Source organism: Streptomyces sp. NBC_01166, assembly GCF_045039765.1.
Taxonomy (GTDB): Bacteria; Actinomycetota; Actinomycetes; order Streptomycetales; family Streptomycetaceae; genus Streptomyces.
In genome coordinates, this window is record NZ_CP108613.1 from 7,175,145 (window position 1) to 7,191,253 (window position 16,109).

The 16,109-nt window shown below is 71.1% G+C and carries 12 protein-coding genes; all 12 read left to right on the plus strand.

Annotated features, from left to right (window positions below; genetic code table 11):
• The first annotated feature begins 46 nt into the window (after positions 1-46).
• The 12 genes from OG379_RS32465 (at position 47) to OG379_RS32520 (ending at position 16,106) form a co-directional block, all read left to right on the plus strand.
• Positions 47-1,228: an ROK family protein gene (locus OG379_RS32465; RefSeq protein WP_393760670.1), complete on the plus strand. Its 1,182-nt coding sequence runs from the start codon at positions 47-49 to the stop codon at positions 1,226-1,228.
• Positions 1,229-1,454: 226 nt separating this feature from the next.
• Positions 1,455-2,978: a sugar ABC transporter ATP-binding protein gene (locus OG379_RS32470; RefSeq protein WP_405666665.1), complete on the plus strand. Its 1,524-nt coding sequence runs from the start codon at positions 1,455-1,457 to the stop codon at positions 2,976-2,978.
• Positions 2,975-4,027, plus strand: coding sequence for an ABC transporter permease (locus tag OG379_RS32475; protein WP_405666667.1), 1,053 nt, complete (start codon positions 2,975-2,977; stop codon positions 4,025-4,027). The genes OG379_RS32470 and OG379_RS32475 overlap by 4 nt, the downstream gene beginning before the upstream one ends.
• 78 nt (positions 4,028-4,105) lie before the next feature.
• On the plus strand, positions 4,106-5,143 hold the full coding sequence (locus OG379_RS32480) for a substrate-binding domain-containing protein (RefSeq protein WP_393760663.1): 1,038 nt from the start codon (positions 4,106-4,108) through the stop codon (positions 5,141-5,143).
• Positions 5,144-5,190: 47 nt separating this feature from the next.
• The gene (locus tag OG379_RS32485; protein WP_405666669.1) at positions 5,191-6,411 is read left to right on the plus strand and encodes a Gfo/Idh/MocA family protein; all 1,221 of its coding nucleotides are present in this window, start codon (positions 5,191-5,193) and stop codon (positions 6,409-6,411) included.
• 12 nt (positions 6,412-6,423) lie between these two features.
• Positions 6,424-7,428, plus strand: a complete 1,005-nt coding sequence (locus OG379_RS32490; protein ID WP_393760659.1) for a sugar phosphate isomerase/epimerase family protein — start codon at positions 6,424-6,426, stop codon at positions 7,426-7,428.
• A 341-nt stretch (positions 7,429-7,769) separates the two neighbouring features.
• Entirely contained in the window at positions 7,770-11,477 is a 3,708-nt protein-coding gene (locus tag OG379_RS32495; protein ID WP_405666672.1) for a ThuA domain-containing protein, read from the plus strand.
• Between the two features lie 94 nt (positions 11,478-11,571).
• Positions 11,572-12,690 carry an inositol-3-phosphate synthase gene (locus OG379_RS32500; RefSeq protein ID WP_405666674.1) on the plus strand — a complete coding sequence of 373 codons (1,119 nt, stop codon included), beginning with the start codon at positions 11,572-11,574 and terminating at the stop codon, positions 12,688-12,690.
• A complete protein-coding gene (locus OG379_RS32505; RefSeq protein ID WP_405666676.1) occupies positions 12,687-13,769 on the plus strand; it encodes an SCO3242 family prenyltransferase in 1,083 nt (360 codons plus the stop codon). The genes OG379_RS32500 and OG379_RS32505 overlap by 4 nt, the downstream gene beginning before the upstream one ends.
• Positions 13,766-14,629 carry a sugar phosphate isomerase/epimerase family protein gene (locus OG379_RS32510; RefSeq protein WP_405666678.1) on the plus strand — a complete coding sequence of 288 codons (864 nt, stop codon included), beginning with the start codon at positions 13,766-13,768 and terminating at the stop codon, positions 14,627-14,629. Before OG379_RS32505 ends, OG379_RS32510 begins: the two co-directional genes overlap by 4 nt.
• The gene (locus tag OG379_RS32515; RefSeq protein WP_405666680.1) at positions 14,623-15,261 is read left to right on the plus strand and encodes an EboA domain-containing protein; all 639 of its coding nucleotides are present in this window, start codon (positions 14,623-14,625) and stop codon (positions 15,259-15,261) included. Before OG379_RS32510 ends, OG379_RS32515 begins: the two co-directional genes overlap by 7 nt.
• A complete protein-coding gene (locus OG379_RS32520; protein WP_405666681.1) occupies positions 15,258-16,106 on the plus strand; it encodes a TatD family hydrolase in 849 nt (282 codons plus the stop codon). The genes OG379_RS32515 and OG379_RS32520 overlap by 4 nt, the downstream gene beginning before the upstream one ends.
• Positions 16,107-16,109: the final 3 nt, after the last annotated feature.

Here is a 16,109-nt window from a genome sequence, read left to right on the forward strand (position 1 = left end):
AGCCCGACGGACTGGCCGATGTGGCGGGGAGGGACGCGTGAGACGTATGACGGCACGACCCGCGAACACGCACCAGGCGCGACTGCTCCGGCTGTTGCGCGACGGTGGGCCCAACTCCCGCGCACAGCTGGGCGATCAGGTCGACCTCTCACGCTCCAAGCTCGCCGTCGAGGTGGACCGGCTCCTGGAGACCGGACTCGTCGTGGCCGACGGGCTCGCCGCGTCCCGCGGTGGGCGCAGGTCCCACAACATCCGGCTCGCCCCGGGACTGCGCTTCCTCGGCGTCGACATCGGTGCCACATCCATCGACGTGGCCGTCACCAACGCCGAGTTGGAGGTCCTCGGGCATCTCAACCATCCGATGGACGTGCGGGAAGGACCCGTCGCGATCTTCGACCAGGTGCTGGCGATGGCGGCGAAGCTCCGGGCCTCCGGGCTCGCCGAAGGCTTCGACGGCGCCGGTATCGGGGTCCCGGGACCCGTCCGCTTCCCCGAAGGCGTCCCGGTCGCTCCGCCGATCATGCCGGGCTGGGACGGCTTCCCGGTCCGCGAGGCGCTCAGCCAGGAACTGGGCTGCCCCGTCATGGTGGACAACGATGTGAACCTGATGGCACTGGGGGAGCAGCACGCGGGCGTAGCCCGTTCCGTGGGCGACTTCCTCTGCGTCAAGATCGGTACGGGTATCGGCTGCGGCATCGTGGTGGGCGGAGACGTCTACCGCGGCACGACGGGTAGCGCCGGAGACATCGGCCATATCCAGGTGGAACCGGACGGACGCGCCTGCGCGTGCGGCAACAAGGGCTGCCTGGAGGCCCACTTCAGCGGCGCGGCCCTCGCCCGCGACGCCGAGGACGCGGCCCGGGCCGGACGGTCCCCGGAGCTGGCGGCCCGGCTGGAAGCGGCCGGAAAGCTCTCGGCCGTCGATGTGGCCGCCGCAGCCGCGGCCGGCGACCCCACGGCGCTCGACCTGATCCGCGAGGGCGGAAACCGGGTCGGTCAGGTCATCGCCGGACTCGTCAGCTTCTTCAACCCGGGCCTCGTCGTGATCGGCGGCGGGGTGACCGGGCTCGGCCACAACCTGCTGGCCAGTGTCCGCACCCAGGTCTACCGGCAGTCCCTGCCGCTGGCCACGGGCAACCTCCCCATCGTCCTCGGTGAGCTGGGGCCCGTCGCCGGGGTGACCGGTGCGGCCAGGCTCATCAGCGACCACCTGTTCTCGCCGGCCTGATGTCCGGGCCGGCGCGCCGTTCGGCACGCGTTCCGCAGTCACCTCCGTAAGCAAGCCTGTTCCGAGCTCCGCCCGCAGGACCGCACAGCACGCGCACAGCAGTACACCCCAGCAGTTCCGTCAGCAGTACGGCACCGCCGGCACTGCCCCCTGCCCGCTCACCGGCCTTCCCCGGAATCTCGGCCCGTCCGAGCAGGGGAGAACCCACCCGCCGAGGGGATTCGTCATGGCACCAGAACCACCTCTGCTCACGATGTCCGGCATCACCAAGTCGTTCCCCGGAGTGCGCGCCCTCGACGGCGTGGACCTGGAGGTGCTGGCCGGTGAAGTCCACTGCCTCCTCGGCCAGAACGGTGCCGGCAAGTCCACCCTCATCAAGGTGCTCGCCGGGGCCCACCAGCCCGACGGCGGCGCCATCACCTGGCGCGGCGAGCCCGTCCAGCTGTCCTCGCCGATCACCGCGATGCGGCTGGGAATCGCCACCATCTACCAGGAACTCGACCTGGTGGAGGGCCTCTCGGTCGCGGAGAACGTCTTCCTCGGCCATGAACCGACCAGCGCGGGCTTCGTCGTCCGGACCCGGGAGGCCCGCACCACGGCCGCCGCACTCCTGAAGCGGCTGGGGCACCCGGAGATCGACCCGGCCCGCCTGGTCGGCGACCTGTCCGCGGCCCACCAGCAGATCGTCTCCATGGCGCGGGCGCTCTCCCACGACGTACGGCTCATCGTGATGGACGAGCCGTCCGCGGCCCTGGACCCCGACGAGGTCGACAACCTCTTCCGCATCGTCGACGGGCTCACCGCCGACGGGGTGGCCGTCGTCTACATCTCGCACCGGCTGGAGGAGATCCGCCGCATCGGCGACCGGGTGACGGTGCTCAAGGACGGCAGGGCCGTCGCCGTCGGACTGCCCGCCCACTCCACCCCCACGAACGACATCGTTGCCATGATGACCGGACGCAACGTCGAGTTCGTCTTCCCGGAGCGGCCCGGCCCCGGTGCCCGGGCCATGGCCGAACCCGTACTGAGGGTCGAAGGCCTATGCCGCAAGGGGGAGTTCGAGCCCGTCGACCTGGAGCTCATGCCCGGTGAGATCGTCGGCCTGGCCGGACTCGTCGGCTCCGGGCGCTCCGAGATCCTGGAGACCGTCTACGGCGCCCGCAAGCCGACCGCCGGCCGTGTCCTCGTCGACGGCACACCGCTGCGGGCCGGCAGCGTCCGGGCCGCGGTGGCCGCGGGAATCGGCCTGGCTCCCGAAGAACGCAAGGCGCAGGCACTGCTGTTGACGGAATCCGTCACCCGCAACGTCTCGATCTCCACCCTGTCCCGGTTCGCCCGCGGCGGCTGGCTCGACCGGGGCGCCGAGCGCACCGCGGCCAGGACCGCGACCCGGGAACTCTCGCTGCGGCCCGACAACCCGGACGCCGCTGTCCGCACCCTCTCCGGCGGCAACCAGCAGAAGGCGGTCCTGGCCCGCTGGCTGCTGCGCGGCTGCCGGGTCCTGCTGCTCGACGAACCGACCCGCGGTGTCGACGTCGGCGCCCGCGCCGAGCTCTACGCAGTGATCCGCCGGCTGGCCGACGAAGGCCTCGCCGTTCTGCTCGTCTCCAGCGAAGTGCCCGAAGTGCTGGGCCTCGCCGACCGGGTGCTGGTGCTCCGGGAGGGCCGTGTCGTGCACACGGCCGATGCCAGGGAGCTCGACGAGCACCGTGTCCTCGACCTCGTCATGGAAGGGAGCCCGACGTCATGACACAGCCCGCACCGTCGGCGCAGCACCAAGGGCCCGAGAAGGGGACCGCGACCGGCCCCGTGGCCGCGCCGCCCTCGAAGCAGAGTGGCGGTCCGCGCGCACTCGGCCTGCGAGCCGATGTCCGAAACCTGTCGCTGCTCGGCGTACTCGCCGTCCTGGCAGTCGTCGGCGGCATCACCGAACCCGACGCGTTCCTGGACACCGGGAACCTCCAGCTGATCCTGACGCAGTCCTCCGTCATCGGGGTCGTCACCGTCGGCATGACCCTCGTCATCATCGGCGGCGGCATCGACCTCTCGGTCGGCGCGATGGTGGCCCTCGCGTCCGTCTGGGCCACGACGCTCGCCACCCAGGACTTCGGCTTCGCCGGGATCCTCTTCACCGCGGTGATCGTCGGCCTCGCCGCCGGGCTCGTCAACGGGGTCCTCATCGCCTACGGGCGGATGGTGCCCTTCATCGCGACGCTCGCCATGCTCGCGTCGGCCCGTGGACTCGCCCTCCTGATCACCGACGGCAAGACACAGATCGTCACCGTCCAGTCAGTCCTCGATCTGGGCCTGCCCGATTCGTACGTCCTGGGAATCCCGCCGCTGGTCCTGGGCTTCGCCGCGGTCACCGTCGTCGGCTGGCTCATCCTGAACCGGACCACGTTCGGACGCCGTACGGTCGCCATCGGAGGCAACGCGGAGGCGGCCAGGCTCGCCGGCATCGACGTACGCCGCCAGCGGCTCTACCTCTATCTGCTCTCCGGCGTGTGCTGCGGGATCGCGGCCTTCATGCTGATCATCCTGTCCGGCTCCGGGCAGAACACCAACGGCAATCTGTACGAACTCGACGCCATCGCAGCCGCGATCATCGGAGGCACCCTGCTGAGCGGTGGCAGGGGCACCATCGTCGGATCCGTGCTCGGGGTCCTCGTCTTCACCACGATCACCAACATCTTCGCCCTGAACAATCTGCAGAGCGACGTCCAGCAGATCGCCAAGGGCGCCATCATCGTCGCCGCCGTCCTCGTGCAGCACCGCACTCTGCGCGGCGGCGAGACCTGAGTTCCCCCTGCCTGACAGAGCACTGATCACCCACCCGCTGTTCCGTACGTATCGCACCGGATGAAGGGTTTGACAGCCATGCCAGAAACCAGCCGCAGAGGACTGCTCTTCGGCACCGCGGCCGTCTCCGCGGGAGCCTTCCTCACCGCCTGTACCAGCAACGAGCCCAAGGAGAAGGAGACAGCCCAGAACAACCAGCCCGCCGCCGACGACAAGCCCGGCAAGCCCGTCACCATCGGCTTCGCCGGACCCCAGGCCGACCACGGCTGGCTCAACGCCATCAACGTGAACGCCAAGTCGCGGGCGGAGAAGTACTCCGAGGTGACCCTGGAGATCACCGAGGGGTCCAACGACACCGCGGCCCAGATCGGCCAGGTCAAGACCCTCATCAACAAGAAGGTCGACGTCCTCGTCATCCTCCCCGCCGACGGCAAGGCACTCACCCAGGTCGGTCTGGAAGCGATGAAGGCCGGCATCCCCGTCGTCAACCTGGACCGCGTCTTCGCCTCACCGCAGGCATACCGCTGCTGGGTCGGCGGCGACAACTACGGCATGGGCCTCAACGCCGGGCATTACATCGGTGAGCAGCTCAAGGGCAAGGCGAACGCCAAGGTCGTCGAGCTCGCCGGCATCGACAACCTGGAACTCACCAAGCAGCGCAGCCAGGGCTTTGCCGACGCGCTGAAGAACTACTCCAACGTCAAGCTGGTGGCCCGTCAGGCCGCCGACTTCACCGTGGAGTCGGGTCAGGCCAAGATGGCGCAGCTCCTCCAGGCGCAGAAGCAGTTCGACGCGATGTGGAACCACGACGACGACCAGGGTGTGGGCGCGCTGAGGGCCATCCAGCAGGCCGGGCGCGACGAGTTCATCATGGTCGGCGGTGCGGGCGCCAAGTCCGCGATGGACGCCATCAAGGCCGACAACAGCGTCATGAAGGCCACCGTGCTCTACCCGCCCACGATGGCCGCCTCCGCGATCGACCTGGCACGCGCACTCGGCCAGGGCAAGGGCGTCGCGGGCCTCTCCGAGATGGAGATCCCGACCTCGCTGACCCTGTACTCGGCGGTGGTCACGAAGGACAACATCGACCAGTACCTGCCGACGGGCTTCAGCTGATCCCGCACCGCCGCAGCCACCGAACCACCGACGAGGAGGAAGCCCGCATGGCCCGCAGGGAAGAAACGGAGCAGGAGACCGAGGCACCGCCGCCGACGGCGACGCTCGGTGTCGGCATGGTCGGATACGCGTTCATGGGTGCGGCCCACTCCCAGGGGTGGCGCACCGCGGGACATGTCTTCGACCTGCCGGTGCGACCCGCTCTCGCCGCGATCTGCGGACGTGACCGGACGGCCGTCGAGGCCGCGGCCGTCCGGCACGGGTGGGCTGCCGCGGAGACCGACTGGCGCGCCCTGATCGCCCGGGACGATGTGCAGCTGGTCGACATCTGCACCCCGGGCGACAGCCACGCGGAGATCGCCATCGCCGCCCTGGAGGCGGGCAAGCACGTCCTCTGCGAGAAACCGCTCGCCAACACGGTCGCCGAGGCGGAAGCCATGGCTCAGGCCGCGGAGCGGGCGGCGGCCCGCGGCCAGGTGGCGATCGTGGGCTTCAACTACCGGAAGGTGCCCGCCCTCACCTACGCCCGCCGGATGATCGAGGAGGGCAGGCTGGGGGCCCTGCGGCACGTACGGGCCACCTACCTCCAGGACTGGCTCGTCGACCCCGAATCACCGCTCACCTGGCGGCTGGAGCGGGAGCGCGCCGGATCCGGCGCACTGGGAGACCTCGGGGCGCACATCGTCGACCTCGCCCAGTACCTGGCCGGGGAGACGCTGGTCGGGGTGTCGGCGATGAGCGAGACCTTCGTGCGCGAGAGGCCCGTGCTCGCCGGGGCCGCCGCCGGGCTCTCAGGGGTGGGTGACAGTACCGCGCGGGGGGCGGTCACCGTCGACGACGCGACCCTGTTCACCGGGCGGCTGGCGTCGGGGGCCCTGGCATCCTTCGAGGCGACCAGGATGGCCGCCGGGCGGAAGAACGCCCTGCGCCTGGAGATCAACGGGGAGCTCGGGTCGATCGCCTTCGACCTGGAGCGGCTCAACGAGCTCTCCTTCCACGACCACACCGAACCCGCCACCAGCGCCGGCTTCCGACGGATCCTCGTCACGGAACCCCAGCACCCCTACCTGGAGGCGTGGTGGCCGCCGGGCCACGGTCTGGGTTACGAACACACCTTCGTCCACCAGGCCCATGACGTGGTGCGCACCATCACCGAAGGGCGCGCCCCCGTACCGTCGTTCGCCGACGGGCTCCAGGTGCAGCGGGTGCTCGCCGCCGTTGAGGAGAGCGCCGCGAAGAACTCCGTATACACCCCGGTTCCCTTCTAGGAGGTTCCGCGCATGCCCCGTCCCTTCACTCTCTTCACCGGCCAGTGGGCCGACCTGCCGCTGGAGGAGGTCTGCCGGCACGCCCGGGACTTCGGTTACGACGGGCTCGAACTCGCCTGCTGGGGCGATCACTTCGAGGTGGACAAGGCGCTGTCGGACCCCGGCTACCTCGACGGCCGGCGGCAGCTCCTCGACAAGTACGGTCTCAAGTGCTGGGCGATCTCCAACCACCTGGTCGGCCAGGGCGTCTGCGACAACCCGATCGACGAACGCCACCAGGGGATCCTGCCCGCCCGCATCTGGGGGGACGGGGAGCCGGAAGGCGTCCGGCAGCGGGCCGCCGAGGAGATCAAGAACACCGCCCGGGCGGCGGCGGCCTTCGGCGTCGACACGGTCATCGGCTTCACCGGGTCCTCCATCTGGCACCTGGTCGCCATGTTCCCGCCGGTTCCGCCGCACATGATCGAACGCGGCTACGAGGACTTCGCGGAGCGGTGGAACCCGATCCTGGACGTCTTCGACGCCGAGGGGGTGCGCTTCGCCCACGAGGTGCACCCGAGCGAGATCGCGTACGACTACTGGACCACGCACCGCGCCCTGGAGGCCGTGGGCCACCGGCCCGCTTTCGGGCTGAACTTCGACCCGAGCCACTTCGTGTGGCAGGACCTCGACCCGGTCGGCTTCCTGTACGACTTCCGGGACCGGATCTACCACGTGGACTGCAAGGAGGCCCGCAAGCGCCTCGACGGCCGCAACGGGCGCCTCGGCTCCCACCTGCCCTGGGGCGATCCACGGCGCGGCTGGGACTTCGTCTCGGCGGGGCACGGCGACGTGCCCTGGGAGGACGTCTTCCGGATGCTGCGGTCCATCGGGTACGAAGGGCCGGTCTCCGTGGAGTGGGAGGACGCCGGCATGGATCGGCTGACGGGGGCGCCCGAGGCGCTGGCGTCGCTGAAGCGGTTCGACTTCGACCCGCCGAGCGCGTCGTTCGACGCGGCGTTCGGCGGGGGCGACTAGGGCCTCTCGCTCGGATCAGGCTGGATCAGGGAGCGGGGAGGGGCCCTCCACGAGGGCTCCGCCCCGGCCCCCGCGCCTCGACACCCCGCCGGGCCGGTCCGCCCGGCGGGGCGGTCGGCCATGCCCTGGAGCGCCTTTGTCCTGCCGTGGGTAAAAGTTCAACTCGGCACCTGCGCAAGGGCTTTCCGTACGGGACGAACACAGCTACGGTCCCCTACGTGTACACGACATGACTCGCGTCACCGGGGCCCCGTAAGGAGCCCCGGAGGCGAGCGCGGCAGTCCCCGCGTGGAAGGCAGAACGCACCCGCCCGTACAACCGGCACACTCCGGAGGACGCACGTGCACAGAAGCAGCAGACGGCTCCGCGCCCGAAAAACACTCGCCCTCTTCACCGGCGGGCTCCTCGCCGCCGCCACCCTCACCCTGGGCTCCTCGCCCGCCGCCACCGCCGACGCCCCGAAGGCAGCGGCCGCCCAGGCAGCCGCGGAGGACTTCCAGCAGGTCACCCTTGCCAAGGGCGCGGCCGAGACCGGCGAACCCATCTCGCTGGCGGTGCTCCCCGACCGCAGCGTGCTGCACACCTCGCGCGGCGGCGAGCTGCGGATCACGGACAGCGCCGGCAACACCCGGGTCTCCGGCACCATCCCCGTCTACTCACATGACGAGGAAGGCCTCCAGGGCGTCGGGATCGACCCGGACTTCGCGGAGAACCGCGCGATCTACCTCTACTACGCGCCCCCGCTGGACACCCCCGCCGGTGACGCCCCGGAGAACGGCACCGCCGCCGACTTCGCGAAGTTCGACGGCGTGAACCGGCTCTCCCGCTTCGTCCTCAACGAGGACGGCACCCTCGACAACGCCAGCGAGAAGAAGGTCCTCGACATCCCGACCACGCGCGGCATGTGCTGCCACGTGGGCGGCGACATCGACTTCGACGCGCAGGGCAACCTCTACCTCTCGACGGGCGACGACTCCAACCCGTTCGCGTCCGACGGCTTCTCCCCGCTGGACGACCGGGCCGACCGCAACCCCGCCTTCGACGCCCGCCGCACATCCGGCAACACCAACGACCTCCGCGGAAAGATCCTCCGCATCAAGGTCGCCGACGACGGCTCGTACACCGTCCCCGAAGGCAACCTCTTCGCCGCGGGCACGGACAAGACGCGCCCCGAGATCTACGCGATGGGCTTCCGCAACCCCTTCCGCTTCAGCGTGGACCAGGCCACCGGCATCCTCTACGTCGGTGACTACGGCCCCGACGCGGGTGCCGCGGACCCGAACCGCGGACCGGCCGGGCAGGTCGAGTTCGCCCGGGTGACGAAGCCCGGCAACTTCGGCTGGCCGTTCTGCACCGGTGACAACGACCCTTACCGGGACTACGACTTCGCGACGCAGACCTCCGGACCGGCCTTCGACTGCGCCGCCCCGAAGAACGAGTCGCGCTACAACACGGGCCTGGTCGACCTGCCGCCCGCGCAGGCAGCCTGGATCCCGTACGACGGCGCGTCCGTACCGGAGTTCGGCACCGGCTCCGAGTCCCCGATGGGCGGACCCGTCTACCACTACGACGCGGACCTGGACTCACCGGTGAAGTTCCCCGAGGAGTACGACGGCGACTTCTTCGCCGGGGAGTTCGGCCGGCAGTGGATCAAGCGCATCGAGCAGGACGCGGACGGCGCGGTCCAGTCCATCAACGACATCCCGTGGACCGGGACACAGGTGATGGACATGGCCTTCGGCCCCGACGGCGCGCTGTACGTCCTGGACTACGGCCTCTCCTGGTTCGGCGGCGACGAGCACTCGGCGCTCTACCGCATCGAGAACGCCACCGGCGGACGCTCGCCCATCGCCGAGGCCTCCTCGGACAAGACCTCCGGCACCGCGCCCCTCAAGGTGAAGTTCTCCTCCGAGGGCACGGCCGACGGGGACGGTGACGCGCTGACGTACGCCTGGGACTTCGGCGACGGCGGCACGTCGACGGCCGCCAACCCCACCTACACGTACAAGAAGAACGGCACCTACACCGCCACGGTGACCGCCGAGGACCCGACGGGCCGCACCGGTTCGGCGAGCGTGCACGTCACCGTCGGCAACACGGCGCCCACCGTCGTGCTGCAGGCCCCGGCCGACGGGCAGCCGTTCGAGTTCGGCGACGAGGTGCCCTTCAAGGTGACCGTCACCGACCCGGAGGACGGCACCATCGACTGCTCCAAGGTCGAGGTCAAGTTCACCCTGGGCCATGACAGCCACGGCCACGACATCACCACCGAGCACGGCTGCGAGGGCACCATCAAGACCGCCATGGAAGGCGGCCACGACCCGAACGCCAACATCTACGGCGGGATCTCGGCCTCCTACACCGACGGCGGGGGTGGCGGACAGGCCGCACTGACCGGCCGTGACGGAGCGAAGCTCCAGCCGCGCCACCGCCAGGCCGAGCACTTCGACAACTCCTCCGGCGTCACCACGCCGAGCAAGACCAGCGCCCACGGCGGCCGGACCGTCGGTGACATCGACAACGACGACTGGATCTCCTTCACCCCGTACATCCTCGACGGCTCGACCAAGCTCACCGCGCGTACCTCGTCGGCCGGCGCGGGAGGCTTCCTCGAGGTGCGGGCCGGATCGCCCACCGGCAAGATCCTCGGCTCCGCGCCCGTCCCGGTGACCGGTAGCTGGGACGCGTTCCAGGACATCGACGTGCCGCTGCGCGGCGCACCCAAGAAGGCCACCCAGCTCTTCCTGGTCTTCAAGGGCGGGGCCGGAGCCCTGTACGACGTGGACGACTTCGAACTCTCGAACAGCCCGGTCGACCGGACCGCGAAGCGCGTCCTCGTCTTCTCGAAGACGGGCGGCTTCCGGCACGACTCGATCCCCGAGGGCATCGCCGCGCTGAAGGAACTGGGCAAGGACACCAACATCACGGTCGACTCCACCGAGGAGGCCGGACAGTTCACCACCAGCAACCTGGCGCGCTACGACGCGGTCGTCTTCCTGTCGACCACCGGTGACGTCCTGAACGCCGATCAGAAGAAGGCGTTCGAGAACTTCGTCTCCACCGGCGGCGGTTACATGGGCGTCCACGCCGCGGCCGACACGGAGTACGACTGGGAGTTCTACGGAGGGCTCGTCGGGGCGTACTTCGACTCGCACCCGCAGATCCAGCCCGCGACCGTCCGTGTGGAGAACCACGACCACCCGGCGACCGCGCACCTGGACGAGGCCTGGGACCGTACCGACGAGTGGTACAACTACCGCACCAACCCCCGGGACAAGGCCCAGGTCCTCGCCACCCTGGACGAGACGACGTACACCGGCGGCAACATGAAGGGTGACCACCCCATCGCCTGGTGCCAGGCGTACCAGGGCGGCCGCTCCTTCTACACCGGCCTCGGCCACACCAAGGAGTCCTACGCCGAACCCGCCTTCCGGCAGCACCTGCTGGGCGGTCTGCGCTACGCGGCCGGGCAGGTGAAGGCCAACTGCAAGCCGGACACCGGCTACCGGTCGATCTTCAACGGCAAGACGCTCGAAGGGTGGAAGCAGGCCGGCCCCGGGAAGTTCGCCGTGGCCGACGGTGAGCTCCGCTCCGAGGGCGGCATGGGCCTCCTGACCTACCAGGCCAAGGAGCTGAAGTCCTACTCGCTGAAGCTCGACTGGAAGATGGCGGGCGACGACAACTCCGGTGTCTTCGTCGGTTTCCCCGAGTCGGACGACCCGTGGTCCGCGGTGAACAACGGCTACGAGGTCCAGATCGACGCCACCGACGCGGCGGACCGCACGACCGGGGCCGTCTACACCTTCAAATCCGCCAACATCAAGGCCCGTGACCAGGTTCTGCGGCCGCCCGGCCAGTGGAACAGCTACGAGATCAAGGTCCAGGGCGAGCGGCTCCAGGTCTTCCTCAACGGGGTGAAGATCAACGACTTCACCAACACCGACCCGGCCCGCAGCCTCAAGAACGGCTACATCGGCCTCCAGAACCACGGAGTCGACGACCAGGTGTCCTTCCGTGACATCCAGCTGAAGGAGCTGCCCTCCACGTAGGGCGGCGACCTCCTGCGCCGGTGGTGGGCGGGGAAGCGTTCCTCTTCCCCGCCCACCGTCCACCATCCCTCTTCAGCCCCCAGGGAGGCAGCCCGTGACCGCACGTGCCGTTCGTACCGGAGTCTGGTTCATCGGAGCACGCGGCTCCGTCGCCACCACCGCCACCGCCGGGTGCGCGGCCATCGCGGCAGGGCTCCACCCGCCGACCGGCATGGTCACCGAGACACCACCCTTCGCCGACAGCGGGCTGCCACCGCTGACCACCCTCGTCTTCGGCGGCCACGACACCCTCGACTGTCCCCTGCCCAAGCGGGCCGAGGCCCTCGCGGCCGGGGGAGTGCTCCCGCACGGGCTCCCCTCCGCCGTCGAGGCCGAACTCACCGCCGCCGACACGGAGATACGCCCCGGAGGGCCGCTCCGGGGCGACACCCGCACCGACGAGGAGCTCATCGCCGCCTTCGCCGCCGACATCGAGGACTTCGCGCACCGCCACGAGCTGGCCCGCACGGTCGTCATCAACGTCGCCTCGACCGAACCGGCCCCCGGCGAGGACGACTCCCGGCTGCCCGCCAGCTCCCTCTACGCGGCGGCCGCGCTCCGCGCCGGCTGCCCGTACGCCAACTTCACCCCCTCCACCGGGCTGCGCAGCCCACACCTCCAGGACGCCGTCGACTCCTGCGGTCTTCCCCACGCCGGACGCGACGGCAAGACAGGCCAGACGCTGCTCCGCTCCGTGCTCGCACCGATGTTCGTCCAGCGCGCACTGCCGGTGCGGGCGTGGTCGGGCACGAACCTGCTGGGCGGCGGGGACGGGGCGGCGCTGGCCGACCCCGCGGCGGCGGCCGCCAAGAACGCGGGCAAGGAACGCGTGCTCGCCGACACGCTCGGGTCAGCCCCCGAGGGCGAGGTCCACATCGACGACGTACCGGCGATGGGCGACTGGAAGACGGCGTGGGACCACATCGCCTTCGACGGCTTCCTGGGCTCGCGGATGATCCTCCAGACGATCTGGCAGGGCTGCGACTCCGCCCTCGCCGCACCGCTGGTCCTGGACCTCGCCCGGCTGCTGGCACGCTCCCACGAGGCAGGTCTGAGCGGACCCCGGCCCGAACTCGGCTTCTACTTCAAGGACCCGGACGGCGGCCCGGCCGCACTGCCCGAGCAGTACGCCGAGCTGCTGGCCTTCGCCGAACGCCTGCGGGCCGCCCGGTGAAGGCGCTGCGGCTGCTCGCGGCGGTGACCGGCGCCCCGCGGCTCCAGGCCGCCCGCCCGGCGGCGCCCCCGAACAGCCTGTCCGGTGCGGGCGGGACTGCGCCCGCACCGGACAGGCCCCCCGTCCGGGCGCGCCTGCGGGCCTGGGCGGAGCTGCTCCGGGTGTCGGCGCTGTTCACCGTGCCCGGTGACGCGCTGGCCGGGGCCGCGGCCGCGGGCCGGCGTCCCGGCCGCGGCACGGCACTCGCGGTCGGCGCCTCGCTGTGCCTCTACGAGGCGGGTATGGCACTCAACGACTGGGCGGACCGGGACGAGGACGCCGTCGACCGCCCGCACCGGCCGATCCCCTCGGGCCGTGTCGCGCCGGGGGCCGCTCTGGCCGCCGCGGGCGTCCTGACGGCGGCGGGTCTGGCGCTGGCCGCACGGGCGGGCCGCCCCGCACTGGCGGTGGCATCCGGCCTGGCGGCCACGGTCTGGGCCTACGACCTGCGCCTCAAGCACACGAAGCTCGGGCCGGCCGCGATGGCGTCGGCCCGCACCCTGGACCTGCTGCTCGGCGCGACCGCCACGGTGGCAACGATGTCGAAGGCGACTGCCGGGGGAGGGCCGGCCCCGGCCACCCGGCCCGCACCCGGCCGCACCCCCGCTGCCGCGCTCCCCGCCGCTCTCCTGCTCGGCGCTCACACCTACGCCGTCACCGCGGTCTCGCGCCACGAGGCACACGGCGGATCCACCGCCGTACCGCTGGCGGCGCTGGCCGGTGTCGCCGGACTCGGGGCCATCGTCCTGCGAGGCCGGACGGCCCCCGGGGAGCCACCAGGCCCTCCCGCCGACGCCGTACGGTTCCTGCTCCCGGCCTTCGCCGGCGCCTACCTCCGCACCTCCGCGGTCCCGCTACTCCACGCCGCACTCAACCCCTCCCCGCCCCTCACCCAGCGCGCCGTCGGCGGCGGTATCCGGGCGATGATCCCGCTGCAGGCAGCGCTCGCGGCCAGGGCCGGGGCGCCCTTCGACGGGCTCGCGGTGATGGGGCTCGTCCCCCTCGCCCGCGCGCTCGCCCGGAAAGTGAGCCCGACATGACCCTCCGCCTCGGCTACGGCACCAACGGGCTGACCGACCTCCGGCTCGACGACGCCCTCGGCCTCCTCGCCGACCTCGGTTACGACGGGGTCGGCCTGACCCTCGACCACATGCATCTCGACCCGCTGGCGCCGGACCTCGCCGCCCGCACCCGCCAGGTGGCCCGCAGGCTCACCGGACTCGGCCTGGGCGTCACCGTCGAGACCGGTGCGCGCTACGTCCTCGACCCCCGGCGCAAACACGGGCCGTCCCTCCTCGACCCCGACCCGGACGCCCGCGCGGCCCGCACCGCCCTGCTCGTCCGCGCCGTCGAGGTCGCCACGGACCTCGGTGCGCACGCCGTGCACTGCTTCAGCGGGATCACCCCGCCTGACACCTCGACGGACACCGCGTGGCAGCGGCTGGCGGAGGCCCTCGACCCCGTGCTGGAGGCGGCCGACCGCGTGGGTATCCCGCTCGCCGTCGAACCTGAACCCGGCCACCTCCTCGCCACACTCGCCGACTTCCACCACCTCCGCACCATCCTCGGCGACCCGGGCCCGCTCGGACTCACCCTCGACGTCGGTCACTGCCAGTGCCTCGAGCCGGCCTCGCCCGTGGACTGCGTGAAGGAAGCCGCCCCCTGGCTGCGCCACGTCCAGATCGAGGACATGCGGCGCGGCGTCCACGAACACCTGCCGTTCGGTGACGGCGAGATCGACTTCCCGCCGGTGCTCGAAGCGCTCGCCTCCACCGGATACTCCGGCCTCACCGTCGTCGAACTGCCCCGGCACTCCCACGCGGGCCCTGAACTCGCCCGCAGCTCCATCGACTTCCTGCGCCGGGCCACCGGGGCGACGAACGGAGCCGGACCATGCTGATCAGCCGCAAGGAACTCGACGACCGGCTCCCGGGAGCGGCCAGGGCCTGGCTGGACGAAGCGCTCGCCGAGGCCGCGCACGCCGCGGCACACCCCGGCGCGGACAGCGGCAACCCGCCCTGGGAGCTGCGGTTCGCATCGGCGGGAAGGCACTGCGGTCTCGAGCACGCCGACTCCGTGCGCGCACTGCTGCTCGTCGAAGCCCGCGCGGGGCTGCCGGCCGTGACCAGGCTCTACGAGCAGGGCACCGCCGCCGAACGCCGCGCGGTTCTCCTCACCCTGCACCGCCTCGACCTCGGCGCCGCCGCGCTCCCGCTCGTCGAGGACGCCCTGAGAACCAACGACACCCGGCTGGTCGCCGCGGCCGTCGGCCCGTACGGCGCGGCCCACCTGGACACACACGGCTGGCGGCACGCCGTCCTCAAGTGCCTCTTCACCGAGGTCCCCGTCGAAGCACTCGACCGGCTCGGCGAACGTGCCCGCGGAGACGCTGAACTCGCCCGGATGCTCGGAGACTTCGCAGCCGAACGAACTGCCGCGGGGCGTGCCGTCCCCGCCGGTCTGCGGACCGTCCTCGACCTCACGGCCCCGGCGCCCGCCACCGCCCCCACGTCCACGGAGGAAACCCGATGAGGATCTTCGACCCCCACATCCACATGACCTCCCGCACCACGGACGACTACCAGGCGATGTACGACGCAGGGGTCCGCGCCCTCGTCGAACCCTCCTTCTGGCTCGGCCAGCCCCGCACCTCGCCGGCCAGCTTCTTCGACTACTTCGACGCGCTCCTGGGCTGGGAGCCCTTCCGCGCCTCCCAGTACGGCATCGCCCACCACTGCACCCTCGCCCTCAACCCCAAGGAGGCCAACGACCCCCGCTGCACCCCCGTCCTGGACGCCCTGCCCCGCTACCTCGTCAAGGACTCCGTCGTCGCCGTCGGCGAGATCGGCTACGACTCGATGACCCCCGCCGAGGACAAGGCACTCGCCACCCAGCTGCAGCTCGCCGCCGACCACGGTCTTCCCGCGCTCGTGCACACCCCGCACCGCGACAAGCTCGCCGGCCTGCACCGCACCATCGACGTCATCCGTGAGTCGGCCCTCGCCCCGGAGCTGGTCCTGCTCGACCACCTCAACGAGACGACCGTGAAGGACGCGCTCGACAGCGGCTGCTGGGCCGGATTCTCCATCTACCCGGACACCAAGATGGACGAGGACCGCATGATCACGGTCCTGCGGAACCACGGCACCGACAGGATCCTCGTCAACTCCGCAGCCGACTGGGGGAAGAGCGACCCGCTGAAGACCCGCAAGGTCGCCGACACCATGCTGAAGGCCGGATTCGACGAGGACGACGTCGACAAGGTCCTCTGGCGCAACCCCGTCGCCTTCTACGGGCAGAGCGGCCGGCTCCAGCTCGACCTCGACGCACCGGGCCCGCTCCACGAGGGCAACTCCATCCTTCGCGGCGGGGAGTGAACC

Excerpts from the sequence above, each read along its gene's own strand:
- OG379_RS32465 (WP_393760670.1), top strand. The coding sequence starts at position 47 with ATGACGGCACGACCCGCGAACACGCACCAGGCGCGACTGCTCCGGCTG.
- OG379_RS32470 (WP_405666665.1), top strand. The coding sequence starts at position 1,455 with ATGGCACCAGAACCACCTCTGCTCACGATGTCCGGCATCACCAAGTCG.
- OG379_RS32475 (WP_405666667.1), top strand. The coding sequence starts at position 2,975 with ATGACACAGCCCGCACCGTCGGCGCAGCACCAAGGGCCCGAGAAGGGG.
- OG379_RS32480 (WP_393760663.1), top strand. The coding sequence starts at position 4,106 with ATGCCAGAAACCAGCCGCAGAGGACTGCTCTTCGGCACCGCGGCCGTC.
- OG379_RS32485 (WP_405666669.1), top strand. The coding sequence starts at position 5,191 with ATGGCCCGCAGGGAAGAAACGGAGCAGGAGACCGAGGCACCGCCGCCG.
- OG379_RS32490 (WP_393760659.1), top strand. The coding sequence starts at position 6,424 with ATGCCCCGTCCCTTCACTCTCTTCACCGGCCAGTGGGCCGACCTGCCG.
- OG379_RS32510 (WP_405666678.1), top strand. The coding sequence starts at position 13,766 with ATGACCCTCCGCCTCGGCTACGGCACCAACGGGCTGACCGACCTCCGG.
- OG379_RS32515 (WP_405666680.1), top strand. The coding sequence starts at position 14,623 with ATGCTGATCAGCCGCAAGGAACTCGACGACCGGCTCCCGGGAGCGGCC.
- OG379_RS32520 (WP_405666681.1), top strand. The coding sequence starts at position 15,258 with ATGAGGATCTTCGACCCCCACATCCACATGACCTCCCGCACCACGGAC.